Raw genomic sequence first — 24,079 nt, forward strand, 5'->3', positions numbered from 1 at the left:
GCGCAACATTCTCCGCCTCGGACGTGAGGCGCTGACCCACCCTGGAAACCGCAAGGTTTCTGAGGCATAGGGAATCCTCGGTGTTCACGCCGGGGAGGATGTCAAAAGAGCATCGTCTAAGAATAACGGAGTATGCCATTAGGCATTTTATATCAATAATTATGAGTGCTTATTGGTTTTTGTAGTTTATGCTCGAAAGGGTACAAATATGGATAGAGCATAATTTGTATTTCGACCCGGTTTATCGTCCGAAGGCCGGTGGTTGGACGCGTCATTTAAAAATACTTACTCGAGTACTGGGTCGCTTCGTTTTACTTGCTGCATGATTGATGTAGCTGAGCATTGGCAACATTTTGTAGCCACCTTGATTTATGCTTGGTCTTACCTGTCTCAGCCTTCGCCGCTAACCATACATAATCAGAATCGTTGGATAATCATTACACGCGATTGAGTGTAACTAGCCGTTAATTTCTTCTGGCGCCAAAATGCAGCTTTAAAAATGGCCATAAAAACTGCCAGGCTTTGAGGACCATGGATCTTGAATTACCTTGCCTACATCCTGACCAAGATACATCCAACTCATCATAACTAAACAATAAAATAACTATCAAAGAATCGAAATCAAAATCTGGCACGATTCCTGCCTTACTCCATTTCGAGAGCACTAAACAAGATTCCGCTCTCAAAAGGAGTAACCATGCCATTAAATCCCTACCTTCATCACGAGTATCTCCAAAGTGTAATCCCGGACTCTTTTTCCCGCTGCCGCCGGTGCGGCGGTGGACCAGTGATGTATTCCGTCACCATGTCGGACCACTGTCTTAACTGCCGTAGCTACGTGGTCTCGGAGCCTATGTTCCGCTGGAGCGATGTTGTCACTGGCATCAAACGCCTGTTTAAAAAATTCATCTCAGTATTCTGTGGCATGCCAAAAACCAAGGTTGATCCGTTCTTCCGCCTTACGGAAGGACTCGACCTATGAACACCTTTGCGGGCTACCTACAAAAGCTCAAGGACGCTATCTGTCGCTGGGTCGGCGAGATCAGCGTCGAAGAGCTGTACGAGAATGTCGAGCTTACACGTCGCGTTGAGGAGCTGCTGAAATCGGTTAGTCGCCTCAGTGCCTGAAGGAGGACGCCGTGAATTTTGTCGACCGTCTTTGCGACGTCGAGACGAAGTTTGCTGCCGCTATGGAGCACGTCTCGGTCGAAGAGGCCACAAGAAACCGTGAACTCAGAAAAATAGGAAAGTCCATCTTGCAGCTCCTAAGACTCACTGAAGTCTTTAGGTCCAATAAGGCTGCAAGTGATCAAAACAGAGGTTTAAATGGTTATGAATCAAGCAGTCAAAGCAAATAATGACATTCCTGTACCTATAGCAGCCGCGCTTTTAGCTGCAGTGCTGGTTGGCCTAATTGCCATGAAGCATGGAGACGCATTTAAGGCGATGGCAGCGAAGTTAGAGGCCTTCGCTAATGCCTATCCAATGACGATTAATATCTCGGTGATCGCTCTCTGCATCAATCTAGCCTTGATTGGCTACATTTTAGATCACTTCTTGAAGTCGATCAGGAAAGCAAAGTCTCTTGATGACTTCGCCAGCGATGAGGTTAAACCGCCCAAGGACCTAATGCCTCTACTCTTGAGTGTCACAGGATGGAGCTCAGTTGCTGGCATTTTGCTCTTTCTTTCAAGGTCAGCATTAGGCGCTAAATGTGGCCTATCCATGCTGCCGAGAGAGTTAGCAGAGCCTTTTATCCTAAATTGGGCCTTTGCTTTCGGTACTCTCTCAAGCGTTTTCCTTCACTTTGCTAGCCGCGGCCAAAAGAAGCAGAGGAAGAAAAAATCTGGCCTAGAGCGCATCGTCCGCCTCCCAAACAGTATCTTTATAGGCTCAGTGCCGTCCACTGACCCTAGGCGGGAAGAGCAACCCCTAATCCTCACCGAGGGCGCTCTTGGCGGTAACGTCCTGATCACCGGCAGTATTGGCACCGGAAAGACTCAGGGGACGATCCTCCCGTACTTTTCTCAGATCCTCGATAACTTTGAGCCGACGCCAGCAGTACTCGCCATTGATCCAAAAGGCAGCTTTATCAAAAAGGCCGTAGCCATGGCGGAGAAAAAAGGCCTAGGAGCCAAAGTTAGGCGTCTAGAGTTAAACGGCTCTGTCTCGATCAATCCGATCTACATGCCGGATGTTCTAAAAGGTGGCCGGTGCGTCCAGATTGCCGAGATGATTCAGGCTGCAGCGACCAACTACTCGGGCGGTCACAAGGAATCCCCCTTCTGGAGTCAGTCGGGTTTTAACCTGATCAAGTACAGCCTCATCTACGCAGCAGCGATGAAGTCCTACTACACGCTTAAGGATCTTCACGACACCATGCGTCGGTGTCAGGACGCTGACTTCACTGACCAGCTGGAGAAGGTTCTTGAAAACCCCTTAGACAGGGAGGTTCGGGAGAATATCTCGTTTGCCCTTGATTACTTTAGCGGTGAGTTCTCGAAGTATGACGAAAAGGTTCGAAGCGGCATCGTCGCGACGGCTACAGCTTTCCTCCACCAGTTCCAAGAATACCAAGCAAATCGGCTTTTCTGCCCTAGTGAAGAAGAGTGCACCATCCGCTCGATGGACGAGGTGGTTGATCAGGGGCTCTTGCTGTTCTTCGATGTCCGCAACGAAGGCCTCGCGCGCTCCATGGGAACTCTTATTAAACTGCTGTACCAGCAGTCGGTTCTTAACCGGATTGCTAATGACTCCCGCCCGGCTGATCGCGTGGCCCTGCTCATTATCGACGAGTACCAAGACGTTGCTACGACAGGGTCGGGGAAGGCGCTTGGCGATGAGCGCTTCCTAGCTAAAGCCAGGGAGGGTAGGGCGCTCACTATCGTAGCCACGCAGTCTGTATCCTCGCTCGAGACCTCGCTCGGTAGCGGCGCAGCGGTGAAAGAGCTACGGCAAAACTTTAGGACCATGATTTGTCTTCAGTCCACCGACACCACCACAATCAATATCTTTGAAAAACTGGTGGGTGATGAGGAACGAGAACGTATCAGTCGTGGCTACTCGGAGCAAACGCGCGACGAGAGCGAAGCACTTTCAAAAAAGCCGTCTAATCGGACAGAGTCCGTCACTAAGTCGGTCCAAAAAGAGGCCGTAGTCACCGGGATCGATTTCAGTAGCCTTGGTAAGTTTGAAGCCATCGCTCTGATCTACGATGGCCACACAACGCGCTTCTTCAAAAAGTTACTGCTTAAGCCCTACTTCCTCGCGGAAAAGCGCCTTGCCCACTCTGAGTTGACGGTGATGCTAAGGCAAGGCCTTCAAGCCATGTCTTTAGTTCTAGCCGCTTTCTTGGCCTCGCCAGCCAATAGTTTTCCCAACATCTGCGATGTTGTAGCAGCACCAGAGTTTAACGCCTGCCTCGAGTACCACGTGGGGCAGTGTGTATGTCCGCTGCCAAAGCCGCATCCATGTGCAAGTTTCACTTACTATGTGCCGCGCACCTTTGTAGAGGTCACTGGCCAAAGTGTAGAGACCGCGTTCCGTGGCCTGCCAGGAGTTTTAGCGCAGCTACCAACGATGGCAGGATCGGTTGCTCCCTTTGGTACCGAGGGGGATGACTTTGCCGCGTTCCAGGCGCGGACCTTAGCGGTGCCTTTTTCAGACGCAATCCTTCAAGGGCTTCCTTGCCGGGGCGGTATCGGTGAATCTGCCTGCTTCGGGGCCATGAGTGAGCACCTAGGCCCACTCTGGACTTCGGGCATTGCTGACCGCCTCCAGCCCAATCACCTCGCCTGGCTTACCAGCCCCAAAGCCTGTCTCGCGGTAGGTCTCGCCAAGTCCGCCACTGGTGGCGGCAGCTCCCTCGTCAGTGCGGGGAGTCCTGCGTGCAGTTTACCTGTAGCTCGGCTCCCCGCATTCCCACCCTCCATGCACGAAGCTTGCAACGGCTGGGGGCTATTCTACCCACGGGTCGGTATCTATGACGGCCCCAGCCAAACCACAGCCGCATTGATGGTGGCTTCGCGCATGAAGAGCCTTTCCTCGGAGGTCTTCCTCTCGGCTCCGTCTTCCATCGACGAGAAATGGCAAATGATCAGTCCCTCGCAGTCGCAATGCTTTCGCGAGGGTCAAAACGTCAGCTTCCTTGAGACCGCAGGCCTCGTCAACGACCGCGGACGGCTCTCGGGGAATCTTAAAAACTACGTCTTCGTCGTCTGGGAGAGGCGGAGTTGTTGTCACGAAATCCCAGATGTGGCGGTCGCCACAGCCACGCTCGCCAGTCTTAAGTCGGCATGTCAAGGTTTAGGAGGTTTACCCAAATGATTAATTCACCCTTTGTAGAACTCTATCAAAGTGCAGTACGCGCAGCGTTTAAGGTAAACGCCAGCGACATCCACATCGAAGCAACGCGGACGGGAGTAGATATCCGATTTCGCGTCTACGGCGAGATGCAACCCGTCTGGAAGACTGTAGATCTTGAGCACAAGGCCAGCTTCCTCGCTGCCGTCAAAGCTGCCACTAACCTAGAAATCGGTGTGAGCGGCAAGGCGCAAGACTCGCGCTGTAACGTCCCAGGCTTGCCCCTAGACCTGAGGGTGAGTCTGCTGCCCACACTATTTGGCGAGACCATCGTCCTAAGGCTACTTGATAGCACCAGGGAGTTTAGCCTAAGCCAACTCCAGGTCCCGTCCTATACGGTGAAGCGCCTGCGCCGTGCCATAAATGAACCAAACGGAGTGGTGCTCGTCTCAGGCCCAACGGGTAGTGGCAAGACTACGACGCTATTTAGCCTTCTTGGCGAGATTGACCGTAGCCGCAAAAAGATTATCACCCTGGAAGACCCCGTTGAATACGTGATGCCGGGTATTAGCCAGGTTCGGGTGAATCCGAAGGTTAGCTTTAGCGATGCTCTGCGAGCAGTGCTACGGCAAGACCCAGATGTCATCTTGGTTGGAGAAATCAGGGACGAAGAGACAGCGGCCCTCGCATTCCGTGCTGCGGCGACAGGTCACTTGGTCCTATCGACGGTGCACGCCAATAACGCTCGCGAGGTGATTAGCCGCATCCAAAACCTTGGAGTCGATCATGACTCGATCTGCAGTAACCTCCGCCTCTCGGCAGCGCAGCGCCTAGTGCCAAAGCTCTGCAGTCACTGCTCAATGCCGGCACATGAAGAGTTCATAGAGGAGGCTAGTAAGGTTGCCGGATTTACTTTTGACGAGTGCGATAACCTCAGAATCCGCTGTGATGGTGGCTGCCCGCACTGCGAAGGGGGCGTTGTTGGCCGTCTCCCAGTGATTGAGTATCTGGGCGACGAGGACGTTGAAGCTGTCATCAACGACGAAGAAGACCTCTCCTTCTTATCTCTAAACCTAACGAACGCAACTCTCGATCTCGCCTGCGAAGGACTGATCGATGTTCGGGAGGTGATCTATGTGTCGTAGACAAGCGCGCAACTATGCGTGCTCCGCCATGCTTGCTCTCGTCTCGTCCGTCTCTCAAGCGGATGGTAACCGGTTTTTTGATAGTGGCATTGACTACTGGTCGATGAAGGACGCATCACTGCCTGAAGTCAAAGAAGCTATCAGGGAATCACCCCAAGAAAAGGTCGAAGAGAAAAAGCAGTTCGACTGGAAAAAGTACAGCTCACCCGAGAATAAGGAGTTTTTTAAAGAAGGCGACTACACCCCACCAGAGCCTTATATGGAGGTAGCTCGCAATCCTAGCGACGAAAACATCCGTCAGTGGTTTTCCTACATCGAGAGAAAGAACACCCTCACCGAGCGCCTGAGCCAGCGCATAGCCGAGTACGTTAAGACTCATCCGGCTCCGGGCGGCTCAGTCAATCTCGCCTCGCTCCCTATTTCAGCTAAGGCAGAGCCAGACGTGCAACGTTATAGATTTAGGCTCTACTTTAGTTCCACATGTCCACATTGCCGAAAGATGTTTGGCACCGTGAACGACCTAGTCAGCCGTGGCTACTTTGTCGAGGCAAGGCAGATTGACCGTGGTCCGCTTGAGGGCATTCGCTCGCAGGTTCCTGTGGTTCAGGCGAGCGACGGCGACGTGCAGAAGTTCCGCGTCGATGCAGTGCCCCTATTGCTCATTGCCGATCTCAAATCCGGAACAGTCCTAAGACAAAAAGGTTTTGTCGAAACAGAGCAACTATTTCGTGAACTCCATAAACAGTGAGAAGGAGGAAACATGGAAACTAAAGACTATAGCTTCGTAAGTTCAGGCGGAGGAGGAGACTTCAAGTATCTGCTACTTGCCATCGCCATTTGCTTTCTAGCTTTTGTCAGCATGGCAGTCGCATCGCTCATCAGGACCGCGCAATCAGCGAAAGATCATCAAAAAGAAGTAGGCATTGCAACCAAGGTTGATAACTCAGCCACCTAATCAAAACACTAAAGGAGTTCCTAACTATGGAAACATCGAAAACAATCAACTGGCTCTTTATTCTTAAGGCCCTATTAATAACCGGCGCTTTCGCCGTCCTCAGTGTCTACCTGTTCTCGCCTGACGTCTTTGCAGCGGGCCGGGGTGTGTCTCTGCCATCAGGAGGCGATGCCGACGCAGCGTCCAAACTGGAAGTCGCAGGCACACTGCTACGTCTCATCGATACTGCCCTTTTTAAATGGGGCGCTCGCCTATTCGCCGGGCTTTGCATCATGTCGGCAGCCTGGGCTCTAAAAGAACAGCGCGTTGGTATCGCCATTGTCGCGGTGCTTGGTGCCCTTATCTTCGGCACCGCCACAACTTGGGTTCACAACATCTTTAGCATCTCGGGCGGTGACTCGATCTTTGATCGTTAACTAACACGCTCGCAGTTAATCGAGGTCACAATGCATTCGTATGAAACCATGAAAAGTCGCCACGGCACACAAGTCGTACAGACCATTGATCAACCCATCATGATCTTTGACTACTGGGAACTCACCGATGTCTTCCTAGCCCTAGCCGTCATCTTAGTGCTTGGTGTCATCTTCTACGAGTGGATGGCTATGTTGGTGGGGCTTTGCATCGTGGTTGTGGCTGTGCCGGCGATTAGAAAGCACTGCGAAAAGGGAGTCTTCTTTCACTGGCCCTACCGCAACTGGGGCATGTCGCTCCCCGGGCTGGTGAATCCCCGAGGTCGCCGCACCTACTCAGACTAAATCATAAAGGAATAACGTCATGACAGAGTTTCAAAACGATATCTTAATTCCAGAGCACATTCAGGGTTTCTCAGAGGATCCAGATCGTCCCGCACCACACTGGTTTAAAACCAAAATCATAGGCCCTATTGAGCGCGGATTTGCTCGGGGCCGCCTCGCTGCAGCCAAAGGGGTTGATTCGCTTAAGTTAGGTAAGCTCCCTGATCATGTCTCGTACCAGGCAGCATTGATTCGAGAGAAGCTGATGATGCAGCATGTCTCGCTGATCCTTGCATTACTGCTACTTACCGTATTTATCCAAAGCCGCATCGAGATCAGTGGCCTCAATCAAAGGCTAAGAACCAAGGAGTTTATCTTAGCTCCAGGAGTGACAGACTACCTTCCAGTTTCTCCAGGCACAGTGCCCGATAGCTATGTTCAGCATGCAGTGTCTGACTTTGTCGATGCCATCGGCAACGTCAACCCCACCAACATAGCTGAGCGCTATACCCAAATCGCTAGTGTGATGAGCCCAGCGCTGCAGGTGCAATTTAATAGCGAAGGCAGCGAGTGGATGGAGCGCGTCCTTGCCGACAATATCTCGGAGATCACCACTGTCCTCTCAAAGCGAATCGAGGTGGATCCATCAGGCCACTACCAGGCAACCGTCAAAACTAGAGTCGAGACCTTTATCGGTAGCGAGTCGATCGGGGTGCGCGGCGAGGTGATCGAGATGGGTCTAAAGCTCGTCCCACCAGATCTCGGAAAGCGTTGGTGCCTGCAGATCACGTCGCTTAGCCGCAAAAGCGAAGAAGCCCACAAAGTCAGCAAATCCCTAGAAGGAGGAAAGACCAATGAAAAATAAAGTCCTATTGATCCTAATCGGGGTAGCCACGATCTACATTACCGAGGTTGCCCTAGCAAAAAATGTCTACTTCGGTAGCGCCCCCGAAACCGTGCCCGTTGCCTACGGCGCAGCGACGATCGTCAGGTTTGAGGAGCCAGTGAAAACAGTCAGCAACGCTGCTGACTTTATGATCCGGCCGGTGAGTCCAGACACACCTGATTACGCGGTACTCAGTGTGGAGCCCCGTCAAAAGTTAGCCAAGGCCGACGTGGTCTTCATACTGGCAAGTGGTGATATGGCAACGCTTCGCCTTAAGTCCGTACCGGCGGAGGCAAAGCTCAAGGTTGAATCTGTCTACGACATCAAGTCGCAAAAGGCTTTGGTTGAAAACCGCGCAGCCGCTACGCCCTATATCGGGCGGCTTGAACTCATAACGGCCATGATTCGCGGCGATCAGGTTACTGGGTACGAGGTGAAAAAGGAGAGCCATGAAATCGCAAGTGGCATCCCCGAGACCAAGGTCACATTGCTCAAGACATACACGGGAGGCGACTTCAAGGGCTTTGTCTACGAGGTAGAAAATCTCGCATCAGACCGGTCGCTCGAGATCGATGTCAGGGGAGCTAGGTTCGGTGAGCCCAACCAGGCGGTGCTTGGTTACACCGAACGGTCAATACTTGAAGGCGCAAAATCATCCTCAAATAAGACACTGCTGGTTATGGTAACTAAGCCGACTGCTTCTAGTTCCGAAGCTCTCCTCCCCATCCGCATCACTAAACCAGGTAACCAAAACTCTAAGGGGTAAGGGAAATAGCCATGACCCAACTAATCGCGCAGCCAGAGCCAAGTTTACGGCTCCTAGACCACCTCAAAGACAAGTACGAAGCCCTGAGGGATTGGGCTGAACCCAGACAAAAGCTCGTAAAGACCATCGGTGTCTCCGTGCTTCTAGTCGTCCTCTACTGGGTCATACAGTTGTCTGACACCAAGGCCCAAATCTCCACAACGCCAGGGACGGCTGCCAATCAGCCCTCCCGTGTCCTTGGTACATCGTCTGTAGAGGCTATTAGCCGCAGTAAAGAGCGCCGCCTAGAGCGCTACAGTAAGGATCTGACCACTACGCTTCAGGACGTCAATGACAGCATCGCCAAACTAGATCAGCGCATAGCGACGCTAGAGGGACGCCCACCGAATACGAGTCAGGCCCAAGAGACACCTCCCACAGATGCCAGTATCTCTGGTGGGAGCCTGACCACCACTGCGCTCCCAGCTCAACAATATCAGGGCCAGATGGTGCCGCAGCTACCTCCGGTTGTCATCAGCCCACCGAGTCGAGGTGAATCAGTCATATCCTTCCCGACCCAAGGGACCGCTCAGCCAGAAAAGGCCGAGGTAGTGCTCCCAGCAGGCAGCTACGTGAAGGCCAAACTACTCACCGGCGTAGAAGCTCCTGAGGGACGCACCTATCCCGTACTCCTTCAGCTCGACTTCGCCCACATCGTCCCCAACAACAAATCAATCGACCTTAAAGGCTGCTTTGTCATTGCCAAGGCCGAGGGTGATCTCAGCACCGAGCGGGTGCAAATGCAGGCGACCAAGCTTAGCTGCGTGGCCCGCAATGGCCAGATGTTTGAGCGGGAGATCAACGGCTTTGTCGCCGACGCTCGGGATAACTCCTTTTCTGTCACCGGCACAGTCAACACCAAACAGGACCGAGTGGCTGCTATGGCGTTTCTCGCTGCCGTGGTGGACGGCATCGGAAAGTCTGTGCAGTTAGCGCAGACCTCAAACCAAACTTTTCCAAACGGATCTCAAACCCAAATCATTAGCGGTAATCAGGGCCGCTACCTTGCCGCCGGTGGTGCCGCCTCTGCAGCAAGCCAAGTCACGCAGTGGTACCTGAAGGAAGCACAAAACCTACTGCCCACCATCAACGTCGGTAGCGGCCAGGATGTCTGGATAGTTCTTAATGACACAGTGGCACTACCCCATACCTATTTTCGCCTAACACAAGAAGGAGGCTCCCATGACAAGGATTACAAGTTTACTAATCGTCTGCTCGACTAGTCTCAGTGCAGCAAGTTGCTTGCACCGTGCCGAGTCCAAAAATCTACTCGAAGAACGCGCCGACTACGGAAGCCGAGAAAAGGCCGAAGCCGGATCTCTAAAGCTCACAGACGCCGAGGTTAAGCGCGAGCCCACCACCGGGATTCCCATCCGAACTCCGCCCAAAGTGGCCCAAATCTGGATCTACCCGCACGAAACACCAACCAAAGAATACTTCTGGGGTGGCTGGATCTCGGTCGTAGTCGAAGGGGACCGTTGGCAAACGGGCCTCCCGAATGACTCTCAACCTGTCCCGCAGAAACTCGACCTAAACACCAAAGGTAAGGGCTCAACTCATGAGACAAAATAAATTACCTGGGCCACTAGGCTCACTCATCACACGGCCTGAATCACTCAGTCGCGAGTTTCCGTGGAACGAAGTGCTTCCCGAAGACCGCATCGTAGTTTGTCATGACGGTTCCCTCGGTGTGGTCTACCAGATCGACCTAATCGAGCATGAGCCTCTAAGTGAAGCTGCCATTGTCGGAGCAGTCACCTCGCTCAAGTCGTGGTTTATGCTCCCAGAGAATGCTGTGATGCAGGTGATCTTTGAACAGCAGCCACTTTCCCCTCTAGATAAGCGATTAGATGACTACGCCAACAAATATCTGGGTGGCCATCCGGTGTCGAAGTTCCTCTTCGAGCAGCGTCTATCGGTGATCAAAAACGCCTCCGGCCTTGGGAAGGTTGAGACACCGCTAGAAAGACGCGCTTACCTGACGGTGAGGTGGTTTCCCGCCTCAAGATCGCGCTCAGGTCTTTGGTCTTTTTACACGGGAGAAAACGCCACACTCGACAGAGAAGATGCCGCTGTCAAACAGGAGCTTGCGCACTTTCTCTCCACTCTAAGTACGCTTGAGACCAGCTCACCGCTGCCTTTAACGAGATTGTCAGGCGATGAGCTTCTGGACATCCTCCGCCAGTTCTTTAATCCAGAGATGTATTACCGGCGCTCCTTCGCTCCGCTAAATCCTGCCACGCCACTTTCAGAGCAAGTCGTCTATTCACCGCCAACGCTTGATTTCTCGGGGATCAAAAGAGAGGGAGTCAAAACCCGTACCATCTCGCTTAAGACCAGTCCCAGCTTCGCCTACCCTGGTGGGATGGCCTACTTCACGGGCCTCTCGTTTCCATTTCGCATGACTCTGAACTTCTCCTTCCCGACTAAGGCCTCGGTTAAAAAGTACCTCGATCTAAAGGAATTCTTCCTAGAAAACACTCCGTCAGCAAAGGCCCGCCGGCAAAAAGAGGAACTGCTTACAGTACAGGAGCGACTTGCGCACGAGGACCGCTGTGTTCACCTGAGCTTTCATATGACGATCGAGGGTAAGACGACGGACGATCTCGACCGCATGACACGAGAGGTTTTAAACGTCTTTCAAAATCAGCTAGAGGCCGAAGCCATCGTCGAAGAAGACATCGGTGCTGCCCTTGCTCTTACAAGCCTGCCTCTATTCTACGATCCAAGGAGCGACCTCTCGGCACGGCGTTTTATTAAGGTCCTGCGCTCGGACGCGGCCAAGTTTTTGCCGATCTTTAATTCGTTTAGCGGCCTAAGTGACCCTGTTCAGCTCTATCTCTCGCGCGAGCGAAACCTAGTAAAATTCTCACTTCTTGAGAACGAAACCTCCCACCACACGGTGGTATTAGCCGACAGTGGATCGGGTAAGAGTTCTTTTGTGATCGATGCCGTCACGTCGATCAAAAGACTCTCGCCCGAGCCTCTAGTTTTTGTCGTCGATAAGAAGTCTAGTGTGCCACGAATGCAACAACAGAAGGTCGCAGCCTGATGTCGAAGCAATGCTGTATCAGAGATGGCGGTAGGCCCGCCGACTTCGGTGTTCAGGCACTGATGTCAAACCACCGTCCGCCGCTGTGGTCAAAAGCCATGGTGGTAAGCAGGCCGGAAAAGTCCTCAGGCAAAAGAGGGCAGGTATGGATCATGGAGACGAGTGAACCCGAATCATCGTTGAAGCGTCGAGATGTCACAAATGACGTCAAAACCCGGGGTTTTGATTTACCCGGGGATAAGTCCAAGGGACTCCTGATTACCGACTTGGACGGCGTCCGGCGTGGAGATGGCGTGAACATGATCCTGGCTCTGGTATGGAACGTGGGACCCTACGGGTCTGATGCCAAGGGAAAAGCCCAAGCAGTGGAGACTGACAAGGGTGAAAGTACCGATGCAGGCCCTAGGTTCGGAGCAGCCCATAGTAGTGATGAAGTCTGGGAAACCAGATGGAGCGAAGGGGCTGCGTCATTCGGCTTTGCTCGCGAGTCAACTGCGTCAGCAGGAGGAGCCCGTGAGTAAAGCAAAGTCATTCAGTATTTCCAAACAAGCCATTTGGAGAGCGTATGAGCGGGTGAAAGCGAAAGGCGGGTCATCTGGCGCGGATCGGCAAACGATTGCGGACTTCGAGAGGAACTTGAAAAAGAACCTCTACAAGATCTGGAATCGGATGTCCTCTGGGACCTACTTTCCGCCACCAGTGAAAACAGTTGCCATCCCCAAGAAAGATGGTGGTCGACGCATGCTCGGCATCCCTACGGTCGCTGATCGCATCGCGCAAACCGTTGTCAAAGAAGAGCTCGAGCCAGTCCTAGATCCTCTGTTTCACGAGGATTCGTATGGCTATCGCCCGGGAAAGTCTGCGCATCAAGCTGTGGAGACTGCGAAGCAGCGCTGCTGGCGGAACCCATGGGTGATTGATCTAGACATCAAGGGCTTCTTCGACAACATCGACCATGATCTTCTTCTGCGGGCGGTGAAACACCACACGAAATGCGAGTGGATCCTTCTGTACGTCGAACGCTGGCTGAAAGCCGGCACGATGGCGGAAGATGGCACTGTCACGGACCGGCTGACGGGCACTCCACAAGGTGGAGTCGTGAGTCCCCTTCTTGCGAACCTATTCCTGCATTATGTGTTCGATGCGTGGATGGGGAGAGCGTTTCCAGGCGTCAAGTTCGAGCGATACGCCGACGACATCATCGTGCACTGCCGCAGCCTGCAAGAGGCGCAGCGGCTTAAGGGCGCGATCGAATGCCGGATGATCGAGTGCGGACTGGCGCTCAATCCCGAGAAGACGCAGCTCGTCTTCTGCCAAAATCGTATGAAGACTGGAGAGCCTGGCTATGCGAGTAGCTTTGATTTCCTGGGATTCACGTTTCGGCAGCGTACGGCCAAAGGTCCGAACGGGAAGCGGTTCGACGGCTTCATGCCGGCGATCAGCGAAACCTCGCGCAAGAATATCCGGGATCGGATGAAGCACTGGGGCGTTCAACGCTCCAGCCACCTGTCGATTCGTGAGATTTCCGAGCGGTTCAATCCAGTCATCCGTGGTTGGGTCGGCTACTTCGGAAAATTCTACCCGCGGGAACTCCGGACACTGCGAACGCAGTGGCATCAGATTCTCACCAAATGGGCTATGCGGAAATACAAGCACTTCAATCGTCGTCGAACCAATGCGGGGCAGTGGATCAACGAGATTCAAGCTCGTGAACCAAAACTCTTTGCGTTCTGGGAGACGGACGGTGAATAGCGAATGGCTGAATGATGGGAGCCGTATGACGCGAGAGTGTCAAGTACGGTTCTGCGAGAGGCTAGGGGTGAAACTCCCATGGCCTACTCTCCGCTATAAGGCCCTAGCTGACTACTACGACGCTGACCTAACGGAGTTTTCTTCTGACGGCGAAATGCCATTTTCGCCGTTCCGCGGCGTCTTTGACGAGGAAAAGGTCGCCTTCCTCACCCAGCTACTGGCGACCGGCATTAAACTCATGTCGCCTTCGTTTGAGCTAGAAAGTGACCACATCGCCGTCCTAACGAAGGCAGTGAGACTTGCTCACGAACGCAAGATGCGAGAGGCCAGCCTGAACTTCGACGGCGCTGACCTAGTCCAGCTTGAGCTTGCTGAGGAAGCAGTCCTAACCATGAACGACGTAGTGGCAGAGATGGCAGGACTATCGGCACTTGAGAGTTTTGAAAAATTCCAGCCCGTGATTGATGCCTTAGTGCAAAAGCTGGCCCCATTTTACGGCGACGGCATCTATGCCCGTTACTTCAATGCGACGCCACCGGGGTCTAACAAAACCAAGCTCTTTTACATCTACGACCTAGACGCTCTTGATAAGGACCCAGTCCTTCAGAGCCTGATGACTATGGCCGTGATCGAAGAGATCCGCCAAACAATCAAGCAGCATCGAGGTCAGGGACGACAGGGTCTAGTGGTTCTAGAAGAAATGCAGATGCTAGGCCGTGGCAACTCGGTCGGTGGGCAGTTTGTGGTTGATGCAGCAGAGACTTTTAGAAAGCTCGGAGTCTGGCTCGTAAGCCTAACTCCGAGGCCGCAAAACTACTTTGAGACCGAAGTGGGCAAGGCCATGTGGGGCGTAGCCGATAACTACGTCTTCCTCCAGATGTCGGCTGACAATGTTGATTATGTGGCAAAGAGGTCTTCGATTCTTGATGAAGCCGGTACCCAAATAGTCAAGTCGCTAAGGACTGTACGCGGCAGCCACGCGGACGTTTACTACGTCAATAAAAAGAGAACGCGCCAGGGGGCCTTCCGCTTCTTTCAAACGCCCTACGACAGGTGGCTTGCACCGACCAACGCCGCGGCCACCAGTGCCGCCGAGGCAGCAAGGGCCAAGTACCCAAGTGACCGCTGGAAGGCTCTGGAGGAGCTGGTCAGGGAGCATCCCTACGGTCTTGGCTGAGCCTCGATGAGAAACCAGAGGCGCAGCACCTAAACAAGAGGAGAACGACCATGCAACACTCACTTGGACTGGACACCGAAAGGTGTCCGGCCCAGATACAAGCAATCTACGCCCCGATCCTATGGATCCTCATGGCAGTGTTCGTAGCACTAGGGATGACTGGTATTGCCCTAGCCGACAACCTAAAGCGCTACCAATCAAACCAAAGGCTTCGGTCAGAAGACTATATGCTCAAGTCTTTTGACGAGAAACATGACGCTGCCTTTGACGGTAATCCGAAGATCGTCGACATGAACTTCAACCTCGGTATCAGCTCAGACTGCGGCAACATCAACTTCGAAAACACGATGAAGGCCACACTGAGTAATCTTCTGGATGCCAAATACTTCGGCGATGTCGGGAAAAACATTGTTGCGAGCTCTCCACTTCTATTGGCATGCTACGCCTCGCCTACTTGGTGTGCTATCCTAAAACACAGCCAAATCAGCGCCGATTTATTGTCGCAGATGCGTCTCGATCAATGCGCGATGGTCGACAAGTACACGGATTCACGCTCGGAGGACTACTACCGCGAGCGACAGTCCTGTGTGCATTCGGCCATCAAACGCGCCGATGGCAATCTAGAGACTGCCATGGAACGCTGCGATGGTGGCTTTGACGCGACCTTGGCAAGCTGGGGTGGAAAATCTGGTGGTAGCGGCGGGGTCAATAAGTTGGTCGAGTCCTCAGCCAAGTGGGCAGGACTCACTAGCGAAGAGGCAAGCCGCGTAACAGATCTAACCAAGGCGTTTGTGGGCGATACCGTGCTCTCCAAAGGCAGCATCGGGGTTGAGTATGGTAGCCGCAGGAAGCCACTCACGCCGGAATCGCACCTAAAGGAATTGCAAGCGGATCTCCATAAACGCCTATGCGAGGAGATCCTAGTCAAGGCAACGTCGGGGCGCTTTGGCTACTCTGGCGTTGATGACAAAGAGCTCAGGGAACTTAGCAAGGGACTTCCCGAGGTGGCGATCGACCGTGACACGGTAGATGCCCTGCGCCAGCTTCCTCCCGCCCAAAGACGGCTTGCCTGTAAGAAGCTTAGCGACACGACCGCTGTCAGCATTTTCACACGGGACGTTAACCGGTCGATGGATGTCCTGACTGTAGCCACCCAGAACCCCAATCTTCCACCAGGTCGCAAGGAGGAACTCGAAGCCAAACGCCGGAGCCTCAAAGAATCTATCGATCTAACCCTCGAGCTTCAGCGTCAGCGCAATGAGCCCCTGAGGGAAGTGCTGCGCGAGATCCATGAGCAGGGCGAAGGCTTTCGCGGGGAGTACACCCGCCAGGCTCTGCGCGAGGACGAGAGTGCGGCTGGATCATCCAGGGCTCGCTCGACGCTGACCGACTGCTCGGACGGTGTCCTTTGCGGCAAGGGAGGATGAAGGCATGTTTACTAGCACTGCTTACGAAGCCCTCTATCAATATATCGGCCTAGAACTCCACTCGAGGTTTATTGAAGTCCTAACCTCGCAGCGGGTGTTCATGGCTGCCATGCTGCTGATCTTTGGCTGCGTTTTCTTCACGACGACGGTGCAATTTTTCTCCCGCTACATGCCCGGCGCCTTGACTGCCCGTCGCGGCGTACCGATCACTCGCTACCTCAAGATCATCATCTGCCTCGTGGCCGGGCTCAGTATCCTCCGTGTCGGCGCCTCTACCGACGTGAGACGGTTTAACGGTGAGAGCTGGGAGAGTAACCCCTACATCGCGGCCAAGGTCCAGGGCGTCCAGCCCGAGTACCGAGTCAGTCTCGTCTTCAATATCCTGAGCCGCACCGCTGAAGAGCTGAGTCGCCTCATCAATCAGGTGATCGACAGGGTCTTCAAAGTATCCAACAGCGAAATCGAGGCACCAGGATTTTTCTACAAAGCCATCATGTATGCAGGCTCTGCCAGTATCCAAGATCCCGAAGTGCGCGCTGACGTCAAAAGCTATACGGATAATTGTATCTCGAGGGTCATTCATGAGCTGGGTGGGCGCGAGGGTATTGATCGACTCGATACGTTCTTCGGCAAAGATGACTCTCTAGCACGGGCCCTAGGTGGTATCATGCTGCCTGCGGCTGACGGCGGCGTGAAGACCTGCCTCGACCTCAAGGAGCGGGTTGAGTATGGTCTCGCTCACTATGCAACGGATGGCCGTGATGAGGTTGAGGAGGGTCTCGCGTATGTGCTCTCGCCTCAGTTTTCAAACAAGGCCTACCGCAATCTCAAGGTGTCGTCCGCTATCCTCGAGCACTACCACGGCGAGACAGAGTCCACGCTCGGGGTACAAAAAGGTGCGCAGCCCCCAGGGACTGCAGCTCGCGTCCTCCAGTATGTGAATAGGTTCTTTAGCTGGGACGGCCTCCTAAGTTTGGTGGGAGACAAGTACCGTGGTGCCTCGATGGCGGCCAATCGTGCCGACGAGTTTGGCGAAAACCTTGCCCGGGCTCCGCACGTAGCTGGGTTTATCAAACTGATGCTGATTGCGATATTCCCGTGGTTGGTCTTCCCGGTAGTAGCTGGCTACTGGCGGGTACTGCTTTGGTGGTTTACGGCCTACTTCTCGGTCCTCCTTTGGGCCCCGATCTGGACGCTTCTCTATCACGTCGTAACGGGCATCACTCTATCGACCGAAACGCTCGACTCGCTCGGAAGACTCAGTGATGGTGTGTCGCTCTATAGCGCCAACCTAGTCTCCTCCCGCATCAACTATATGTACGCCGTTTACTCGTGGTTGCAGCTGCTGGTCGGGGGAGCTTTCACCGGCTCGGTTCTTTGGTTCCTACGGCCGATGTTGACCGATAACGACGAGGACAACGCACCGGAGTTTTTGTCTACGGCTAACCAAGTCGCAACGACCACTGCAAAGGCGCTGATCTGATGAGAGCCTTCCTTCCTCCTATATCAGTGGCTCAGGGGCACCCCTTACTAAAGGGGTGCTCCGTTCCCCTCAAAGCCGATCTCATCAGGGCCTTTACGGGGGCATTGGGGGGCGCAGCCCACCAACTGGCAAAGGCGGAGCCGCAGCCAGAAATAGGGAGCGAAGCGACCTGTTTGGGGGGCGTGGCGTGCCACGCCCATGCTTGCCCTCGCCTTCGAGAGGGGGTTGGAAAGAGGTACAGAGCAGCGAGAAAAGTTGGGCAGCGCCGAAAAAATGTAGGGGTCACGGCAACTCTCCGACTAAGTGGCCGCGAGGCAGCTTCCTATAGAACCAGCCCCGCGGGACCCTGTGCAAAAGAGCCGCAAGACCACGGGCAGCGCCGGTCGACTTTTTATGAAACCCGCCCGACGGGAATACACGATATGCCATCAGCAACCCTAAGCGACCGCGAGGCAAATGCTTGGGGACCACAGGCACTTGGCAACAATAGTCGGATCGCTCATGTGATGACATTTCCTAGCCGTCGCAACGCGAATTGCTTGACCAGGAAACCGCAGATCGGTTCACCCCATAGTGACGGCAGCCGTCAGGCCAATCCCATGAAGCACCGAGCACAAGACACAAATAGTGCGGGCGCAAAAGTTCACGTCAGCGACCCAAATTATGTTGGATCTCACGGCCTGCGCACAACATACCGCCGCACCGGATGGATCAACATCCGGTGGCGCAACCACTACAAGCCAATCGTCCAGAATTTATTGCATGCCGCTACCTCAACACCACGCGACGGCGTGACCGATTCACGGGGAATCGGTCCCGCCGCTTATTCGATCAATGAAGTTAAAACCACAAGAAAGGGTAACCCATGGCAAGAACACAGAAGCGAAAGGAATACTGCTTCGTCCGATTTTCAAAAGAGCAGTATGCCTCCATTACCGCTACGGCAGAGATTCTCGGCACTACAGTGTCAACGCTGCTCAGGGATTCATACTTTAAGCGCACGATTGTTGTACCGCCGGTGCCACACGACTTGGCCATCAAGATCGGACTCCTGCTGCAAGACTTTGACACCGTATGGAACGAAGTCTCAACGGTCTTGGACTCTGGCTTTCGCGAGGGCTTTCATCCCGAAATTGCGCGCGCAAGAACTAGAGCTACCGAAATCATGGCACTTGTAGGAGGACACCGTGGCAACCGTCTGGATAAAGCCAATAAGTCACGCACCCAAGCTAATTAATTATGCGCTGTTAACCAAAGAACCTGACGATCCAGCATATGCGAAGGGATGTAGTCTGGATAACCCGCTGCCTGCGTTTCAGCTGATGGCAAACCTTCATGGCAAGGGCGACCGAATCAATGCCTACCATATCCGGCAAAGTTGGTCGGATAAGGACAGTAAAAAGATGCGGCCCGAGGACTTTAATATGCTGGGGCGGAAGCTTGTCGAAGAAAAATTCCCCGGACACTTGTTCCTTTGCGTCACTCATACTGAGACTGGCAAAGTCCACAATCACATCGTCGTCTGTCCGTGGCACAGCGAAACCGGAAAAAAGATCGTGGATAAGAAGATGCATCTCTATGATCTGCGGAAAATCAGTGACCACCTTTGCAAGGACTACGGTCTATCAGTCATAAAGCACAAAGATCATGAAAAATCGGCCGAATTACCTGATAAGGTCCGCAAAATTGAACGTGACCGCGGCACCTCGTGGCTTGTGGATCTATGTCAGAAAGCCGACTTCGCCAGGGCCTACGCCACTTGTTACGACGAGTATACGGCGATACTGGCAGAGATGGGGGTCAGGGCAAGGGTTGAGGAGAAGTCGATATCATACTTCTACAAGGAGAACACAAGAGGCAAGCGGGGGAGTAAGTTAGGTATCGTCTACGATAAGCAAGGCCTTGAGAAAGCTTTCAAGGAAAATGACGTCCGTTTTGCACAAGTCCCGGGTCTTCGTGACGATATACGGAGTGCTCTCGATGCACATGCCGAGGGGCGCTCGCCCACATCAGAAACCAGAAAGACCCTTAAAGAAATCCCCAACTCAACCTACGTGAAGGGCCAGCGGGATTATAAGGCATACACCAAAGAAGCTCGCCAAGGCAGCGACCGAAGCTTCCCCCATCAAAAAGATATCGCAAGCAGTATCATCCCCATCGAAGATTTAAGACGAGCCAGGCTATCAAATATTCCCGAGTACTGCCGTACCCACAACATCACGCTGGAAAAGAACGACGGCGGCAAGGTTACGCTGCATGGTAGGCCCCATGTAGAAATTAGTGACTACGAGTGGACCAACACCAAGAACAACACGCGTGGATCCCTGATAGAGCTAGTCGCTGCACATAAAGACATGACTTTTCTTCAAGCAGTGGTCGAGATCACTGGAAACCAGCGTCTCCTAATGCTCGAAGATCATTTTGGCGAGGTTGTTAAGCCATATCAGTCATTCTATATACCGACTGATCGTCAAGCACCACCTGAGAAAGGGAAAGAATATGTAGAGGAAATGCTTGCGGCCCATGATCTTGATCCGTCTTTGGCCAAGGAGTTATTGGCGAGCAATCAGGTGCAAGTCGGCGATCCCAGGGTACAGGGCGACGAGGATTTGCAACGTGCAAATGATCTTCCCGACAATATTGGTGACAATTTTGAATACGAGAATGCTGGGAATTTGCCAAACCTGGAAATTGAAAAAACACCACTTAACAATGACATCGCATCCAAGTCAAAACCTGCCGAACTAGTCGACCAGCCGGACCAAGATTCGACGCCTACTGCCAAAGACAAAATTGAACGTATCGGTGACCTCATCGATGATCTTGCTGGACCTGGATCTCGGCCACGTTCCCTACCAACCAATAATGCCACCCCTTCTCATATCATCAGATTCTTTGCCAAGGATGACGAGGGTGGCACTGTTGAGTTTGAGCGCGGAACCGACAAGCAATGGCTTAGACGCAATTTAGGAACTTTTAAAAAGCCATTGTTCTCAGCGTCCAAAAACTCTACCAAGGCCCGCATCTTTATGGACCCAATTAATTTTCTGAAGTCCTTTGGTGCAAAGGCCATGAACCCAAAGTCTCATCCAGTGGCGACGTTGTGCCTGATGGACCCTAGTACCAAACTGATCGATAGGTTCATACTGAACAACCGAACGGTGAGGAGTGTGGAGATATTCTTTTCATCAGACTCAGCCAACAGGCAGGTCGAACTGGAAATCTTTAACAACCTAAAGGAGAGATATCGCGGCTTGTCGCTCAACTTCGAAATTGGGCAAGAGCGCGGTCTCGGGCGAGACAGATCTGTTGATTTGCCGTCACTTTAATTACGTGAACCGAGGAGGTCATTATGAACTCAGATAGCAACAAACAAAATGAATCAGTTAAAACGAAAAAACGCAGCCATTGGGCTGTATCTTGCGATGCCGATGTTCATAAAAAGATAAAGCGCCTAGTCCAGAAGGCTAACAAAAAAGAAACAGGGCAAAGGATCACCGCCAGCTCGATCATCTCACTGGCATTATCTCTAGTTACAGAAGACCACATCTTGACACTGCAAGAGCAATCTCTGACCACGGATGAAAAGCTCGAGCAATTGAGGTTGAAGTACGCAAAATCTAACGGCCCAATCACTCGTGAGGGATTTTTAAGCATTTTGTTAGCGGCTCATCAGAGGGCTGCAGCAGAAAATACCGATAAGCCATCAATCACTTAAAAATTGTACGATCCGTGCAGGTTTTAGGTAACATTCCATTATTTAGTGGTTTCCCGTCTGAGTGTGTCATCGCTTCGGTAGCCCAAAGGTCCAAGATTACCGACGTCTCACTCGGACAAAATCCGTTTTTGACCATTTTCGTGGGTGGCACGAATTTGGTCATTGACCATTTTCGCGTAAGTCACGAAAATGGTCGTTGACTCTTTTATGTGCCTAGCTTCAGGAGCTGCTGATGAGCCTTTTGGAAGAACGATATCTATCTAATATTATTTCTAAAATGGCTTTCGGATTCGGCAAAATGGCTTTCGTTGCGGGCCCGCGGCAGGTCGGTAAGACAACCTTGGCGAAGGATCTACTCGCCAAACGAGGGGCCGGCAAATACGGGACTTGGGACGATAAAGACTTCCGGAAGCTTTGGCACAAAGGACCGGCATCCCTTAGGACCTTTCTCCAGTCAAATGGAGGAACCACCACTAAGAAACCTATAGCGATTCTAGACGAGATTCACAAAGATCGACGATGGAAGGGAAACCTCAAGGGATTTTACGATCTCTACGGTACCTCATTTGACGTTATAGTGACGGGTAGTGCTAGATTAAACATCTACCGACGAGGCGGTGATAGTCTTCTCGGACGCTATTTTCCTTTTCGTCTACACCCTTTAAGCCAAGCAGAGATCTTAGGGAAGAGAGCAGACGAACCTACGTCGTTTATAGAATCAATTATGTCCCCTAGTCCGCCAGCACTACAGGCAGGTTCCGTCACAAAGTTTGAAAGATTATTGAAATTTGGCGGATTCCCCGATCCTTACTTGAACCAGAACGATCAGTTTTCTGCCCTCTGGCGAAGCGGTCGGCTTGAAAAAATCATTCACGAGGATCTTCGCGATCTCAGTCGTCTGCCCGAATTGAGTCAGGTAGAAGCTTTGGCTCTTTTAATGCCAGACAGAATCGGAAGCCCATTGAGCGTTCAGTCTCTGCGCGAGGAGCTGGAGGTTGCATACGATACCGTCAAAAGATGGCTAAACTACCTCGAAAATCTATATTTTCACTTTACCATCCGTCCGTTCACAACTCGAGTGGCTCGATCTTTAAAAAAAGAACCCAAGATATACCTGTATGACTGGTCCGAAGTTGAAGATCATGGAGCTCGATTTGAAAACCTCGTGGCATCACATTTGCTTAAGGCATGTGACTATTGGAGCGATTGCGGACGTGGCCAGTGGGACCTTCGTTATCTGCGCGACAAAGATAAATTTGAGGTAGATTTCCTCCTAACGAATAAGAATAAACCAGTGGTCTCGTTTGAGTGTAAGTACAGCGATGACCGATTTGATCCCTCTGTACTTAAGTTTGCTGGCCAGATTGGTATTACCAATCACATTCAGATTGTGGCTAAGCCAGGCATTTGGCAGAGGCGAGAGATTGACGGCCTGAACATATTGATCGCAAGCGCTGATGCTGTCTTGTCTTTGTTGGTATAGGTGAAGTTTGGCGATTCATCTGAGGGCCAGCCCCCCCATCCCCGTGAGCGTTCACTAGGAGCACATGATACAGCCAAGCTGTCGATTTTGTGGCTATTTTAACGCCACATCTCGCGAATTTAGTGCAACCATCTACAATTTATACTTTTTCTGGTGTTTTTCAAACAAGCCGAAATACCATCAAAAAAACGGCAATTAATTACCGTACCTAACCACCCGAAATTACAGCCTTTCAAAAAATCACCTAAAGCTTTTTCCTGGCCATGACGATGCCGTTGCAAGACTGGTAAGAGAGGGGTCCGATCATTCATTAAGGGCGGTCCCATGGGCAAGGTCAGAAATACAACCAAAATTAGTGTGCGCAAACGAAGTGCAACGTTTGCAAGTAGTGTTTTTTTAACCGGGTTTTTGGCTCTTACGTTTAACCAAGCGATTGCTCAAGGGCTTGGCAGTCTACCAATGACCTACTCAGGGAGGTTAACCGAATCTTCTGGTGCGCCAAAAGACGGGCCTGTCGCGATTGAGGCAACATTTTGGACCGCAGAAATTGACGGTACACAACTCGGGCAGACATTCGAGTTCGCCAGTGTGATTCTGAACCAGGGGGTATTCTCACTTTACTTCCCGTTTATGGCCACCCAGGTGCAGGACATCTTCCGCGATGGCAAGGAGCCAGTATTTATCGAAATCTCGTCGGGCGGTAAGGCCTATCCGCGGCAGAAATTTAACTACATCCCGCTCGCCATGCGGATCCCCGTTGATAATAAGACCTTGTCCTTTGACACGTCGAGTGGACAGCTTGGAATTAAAAATGCGAAGACAGCCACCAGCGGTAGCGTACTTGTCAACGATGGCACGGGTGGCATCAAGTGGGACAGCCTTAGCTCAACTAACCTGACAGCCAAAACCCAGGCCGGCGGAGAGCCCGCAGCTGATCAAGTGCTGACGTACAAAAGCGGCAAGTGGGTAGCGGCAAGCTTGCCCCTAGCGGCGGCGTCTGGCAACTACCTAACGGGACTAACCGGCGATGTCGTGGCAACGGGCCCGGGTACTGGCACTGCAACTCTGGCAACTGTTGCAACGCCTGGCACGGCGACTAAAGTAACGTTCGATGCGCAGGGTCGAGTGCGCTCGGGAACTAGTCTTGTAGCTGCAGA

22 protein-coding genes are annotated in these 24,079 nt (G+C 52.5%); all 22 read left to right on the forward strand.

What is annotated here, in order from left to right:
• Nucleotides 1-697: 697 nt before the first annotated feature.
• Nucleotides 698-982: a hypothetical protein gene (locus FJ146_15650; protein ID MBM4253403.1), complete on the forward strand. Its 285-nt coding sequence runs from the start codon at nucleotides 698-700 to the stop codon at nucleotides 980-982.
• 157 nt (nucleotides 983-1,139) lie between these two features.
• Complete coding sequence (locus FJ146_15655; protein ID MBM4253404.1) at nucleotides 1,140-1,358, forward strand: hypothetical protein; 219 nt, start codon at nucleotides 1,140-1,142, stop codon at nucleotides 1,356-1,358.
• Complete coding sequence (locus FJ146_15660) at nucleotides 1,327-4,326, forward strand: hypothetical protein (protein MBM4253405.1); 3,000 nt, start codon at nucleotides 1,327-1,329, stop codon at nucleotides 4,324-4,326. The genes FJ146_15655 and FJ146_15660 overlap by 32 nt, the downstream gene beginning before the upstream one ends.
• Nucleotides 4,296-5,447 carry a hypothetical protein gene (locus FJ146_15665; GenBank protein ID MBM4253406.1) on the forward strand — a complete coding sequence of 384 codons (1,152 nt, stop codon included), beginning with the start codon at nucleotides 4,296-4,298 and terminating at the stop codon, nucleotides 5,445-5,447. Before FJ146_15660 ends, FJ146_15665 begins: the two co-directional genes overlap by 31 nt.
• On the forward strand, nucleotides 5,437-6,195 hold the full coding sequence (locus FJ146_15670; GenBank protein MBM4253407.1) for a hypothetical protein: 759 nt from the start codon (nucleotides 5,437-5,439) through the stop codon (nucleotides 6,193-6,195). Before FJ146_15665 ends, FJ146_15670 begins: the two co-directional genes overlap by 11 nt.
• A gap of 12 nt (nucleotides 6,196-6,207) precedes the next feature.
• Nucleotides 6,208-6,402, forward strand: coding sequence for a hypothetical protein (locus FJ146_15675; GenBank protein ID MBM4253408.1), 195 nt, complete (start codon nucleotides 6,208-6,210; stop codon nucleotides 6,400-6,402).
• 26 nt (nucleotides 6,403-6,428) lie between these two features.
• Nucleotides 6,429-6,818 (forward strand): hypothetical protein, encoded by a 390-nt coding sequence (locus FJ146_15680; GenBank protein MBM4253409.1) that lies wholly within the window; start codon nucleotides 6,429-6,431, stop codon nucleotides 6,816-6,818.
• Nucleotides 6,819-6,848: 30 nt separating this feature from the next.
• Nucleotides 6,849-7,160, forward strand: coding sequence for a hypothetical protein (locus FJ146_15685; GenBank protein ID MBM4253410.1), 312 nt, complete (start codon nucleotides 6,849-6,851; stop codon nucleotides 7,158-7,160).
• A 19-nt stretch (nucleotides 7,161-7,179) separates the two neighbouring features.
• On the forward strand, nucleotides 7,180-8,004 hold the full coding sequence (locus tag FJ146_15690) for a hypothetical protein (GenBank protein MBM4253411.1): 825 nt from the start codon (nucleotides 7,180-7,182) through the stop codon (nucleotides 8,002-8,004).
• The gene (locus tag FJ146_15695; GenBank protein ID MBM4253412.1) at nucleotides 7,994-8,791 is read left to right on the forward strand and encodes a hypothetical protein; all 798 of its coding nucleotides are present in this window, start codon (nucleotides 7,994-7,996) and stop codon (nucleotides 8,789-8,791) included. The genes FJ146_15690 and FJ146_15695 overlap by 11 nt, the downstream gene beginning before the upstream one ends.
• Nucleotides 8,792-8,802: 11 nt before the next feature.
• Complete coding sequence (locus FJ146_15700) at nucleotides 8,803-10,053, forward strand: hypothetical protein (protein ID MBM4253413.1); 1,251 nt, start codon at nucleotides 8,803-8,805, stop codon at nucleotides 10,051-10,053.
• A complete protein-coding gene (locus FJ146_15705; protein MBM4253414.1) occupies nucleotides 10,013-10,402 on the forward strand; it encodes a TraV family lipoprotein in 390 nt (129 codons plus the stop codon). Before FJ146_15700 ends, FJ146_15705 begins: the two co-directional genes overlap by 41 nt.
• Nucleotides 10,389-11,882 (forward strand): hypothetical protein, encoded by a 1,494-nt coding sequence (locus tag FJ146_15710; protein ID MBM4253415.1) that lies wholly within the window; start codon nucleotides 10,389-10,391, stop codon nucleotides 11,880-11,882. The genes FJ146_15705 and FJ146_15710 overlap by 14 nt, the downstream gene beginning before the upstream one ends.
• A gap of 393 nt (nucleotides 11,883-12,275) precedes the next feature.
• The gene (gene ltrA, locus FJ146_15715; protein MBM4253416.1) at nucleotides 12,276-13,634 is read left to right on the forward strand and encodes a group II intron reverse transcriptase/maturase; all 1,359 of its coding nucleotides are present in this window, start codon (nucleotides 12,276-12,278) and stop codon (nucleotides 13,632-13,634) included.
• A 962-nt stretch (nucleotides 13,635-14,596) separates the two neighbouring features.
• Entirely contained in the window at nucleotides 14,597-14,821 is a 225-nt protein-coding gene (gene cas5, locus FJ146_15720) for a CRISPR-associated protein Cas5 (protein ID MBM4253417.1), read from the forward strand.
• A 40-nt stretch (nucleotides 14,822-14,861) separates the two neighbouring features.
• Nucleotides 14,862-16,238 carry a hypothetical protein gene (locus tag FJ146_15725; protein ID MBM4253418.1) on the forward strand — a complete coding sequence of 459 codons (1,377 nt, stop codon included), beginning with the start codon at nucleotides 14,862-14,864 and terminating at the stop codon, nucleotides 16,236-16,238.
• A gap of 4 nt (nucleotides 16,239-16,242) precedes the next feature.
• Nucleotides 16,243-17,721 (forward strand): hypothetical protein, encoded by a 1,479-nt coding sequence (locus FJ146_15730; protein MBM4253419.1) that lies wholly within the window; start codon nucleotides 16,243-16,245, stop codon nucleotides 17,719-17,721.
• A gap of 865 nt (nucleotides 17,722-18,586) precedes the next feature.
• Complete coding sequence (locus tag FJ146_15735; protein MBM4253420.1) at nucleotides 18,587-18,958, forward strand: hypothetical protein; 372 nt, start codon at nucleotides 18,587-18,589, stop codon at nucleotides 18,956-18,958.
• Entirely contained in the window at nucleotides 18,909-21,050 is a 2,142-nt protein-coding gene (locus tag FJ146_15740) for a hypothetical protein (protein MBM4253421.1), read from the forward strand. Before FJ146_15735 ends, FJ146_15740 begins: the two co-directional genes overlap by 50 nt.
• Before the next feature lie 23 nt (nucleotides 21,051-21,073).
• Nucleotides 21,074-21,439 (forward strand): hypothetical protein, encoded by a 366-nt coding sequence (locus FJ146_15745; protein MBM4253422.1) that lies wholly within the window; start codon nucleotides 21,074-21,076, stop codon nucleotides 21,437-21,439.
• Nucleotides 21,440-21,671: 232 nt separating this feature from the next.
• A complete protein-coding gene (locus tag FJ146_15750) occupies nucleotides 21,672-22,922 on the forward strand; it encodes an ATP-binding protein (GenBank protein ID MBM4253423.1) in 1,251 nt (416 codons plus the stop codon).
• Nucleotides 22,923-23,246: 324 nt separating this feature from the next.
• Nucleotides 23,247-24,079 (forward strand): hypothetical protein (locus tag FJ146_15755; protein ID MBM4253424.1); only part of this gene is annotated, 833 nt, incomplete at its 3' end.

This window comes from Deltaproteobacteria bacterium, assembly GCA_016874735.1.
Classification (GTDB): domain Bacteria; phylum Bdellovibrionota_B; class Oligoflexia; order Oligoflexales; family CAIYRB01; genus CAIYRB01.

What these genes read in the sequence shown, in the direction of transcription:
- FJ146_15650 (MBM4253403.1), top strand. Translation starts at nt 698, where the DNA reads ATGCCATTAAATCCCTACCTTCATCACGAGTATCTCCAAAGTGTAATC.
- FJ146_15660 (MBM4253405.1), top strand. Translation starts at nt 1,327, where the DNA reads ATGGTTATGAATCAAGCAGTCAAAGCAAATAATGACATTCCTGTACCT.
- FJ146_15665 (MBM4253406.1), top strand. Translation starts at nt 4,296, where the DNA reads ATGTCAAGGTTTAGGAGGTTTACCCAAATGATTAATTCACCCTTTGTA.
- FJ146_15670 (MBM4253407.1), top strand. Translation starts at nt 5,437, where the DNA reads ATGTGTCGTAGACAAGCGCGCAACTATGCGTGCTCCGCCATGCTTGCT.
- FJ146_15675 (MBM4253408.1), top strand. Translation starts at nt 6,208, where the DNA reads ATGGAAACTAAAGACTATAGCTTCGTAAGTTCAGGCGGAGGAGGAGAC.
- FJ146_15680 (MBM4253409.1), top strand. Translation starts at nt 6,429, where the DNA reads ATGGAAACATCGAAAACAATCAACTGGCTCTTTATTCTTAAGGCCCTA.
- FJ146_15685 (MBM4253410.1), top strand. Translation starts at nt 6,849, where the DNA reads ATGCATTCGTATGAAACCATGAAAAGTCGCCACGGCACACAAGTCGTA.
- FJ146_15690 (MBM4253411.1), top strand. Translation starts at nt 7,180, where the DNA reads ATGACAGAGTTTCAAAACGATATCTTAATTCCAGAGCACATTCAGGGT.
- FJ146_15695 (MBM4253412.1), top strand. Translation starts at nt 7,994, where the DNA reads ATGAAAAATAAAGTCCTATTGATCCTAATCGGGGTAGCCACGATCTAC.
- FJ146_15700 (MBM4253413.1), top strand. Translation starts at nt 8,803, where the DNA reads ATGACCCAACTAATCGCGCAGCCAGAGCCAAGTTTACGGCTCCTAGAC.
- FJ146_15705 (MBM4253414.1), top strand. Translation starts at nt 10,013, where the DNA reads ATGACAAGGATTACAAGTTTACTAATCGTCTGCTCGACTAGTCTCAGT.
- FJ146_15710 (MBM4253415.1), top strand. Translation starts at nt 10,389, where the DNA reads ATGAGACAAAATAAATTACCTGGGCCACTAGGCTCACTCATCACACGG.
- ltrA (MBM4253416.1), top strand. Translation starts at nt 12,276, where the DNA reads ATGCAGGCCCTAGGTTCGGAGCAGCCCATAGTAGTGATGAAGTCTGGG.
- FJ146_15725 (MBM4253418.1), top strand. Translation starts at nt 14,862, where the DNA reads ATGCAACACTCACTTGGACTGGACACCGAAAGGTGTCCGGCCCAGATA.
- FJ146_15730 (MBM4253419.1), top strand. Translation starts at nt 16,243, where the DNA reads ATGTTTACTAGCACTGCTTACGAAGCCCTCTATCAATATATCGGCCTA.
- FJ146_15735 (MBM4253420.1), top strand. Translation starts at nt 18,587, where the DNA reads ATGGCAAGAACACAGAAGCGAAAGGAATACTGCTTCGTCCGATTTTCA.
- FJ146_15745 (MBM4253422.1), top strand. Translation starts at nt 21,074, where the DNA reads ATGAACTCAGATAGCAACAAACAAAATGAATCAGTTAAAACGAAAAAA.
- FJ146_15750 (MBM4253423.1), top strand. Translation starts at nt 21,672, where the DNA reads ATGAGCCTTTTGGAAGAACGATATCTATCTAATATTATTTCTAAAATG.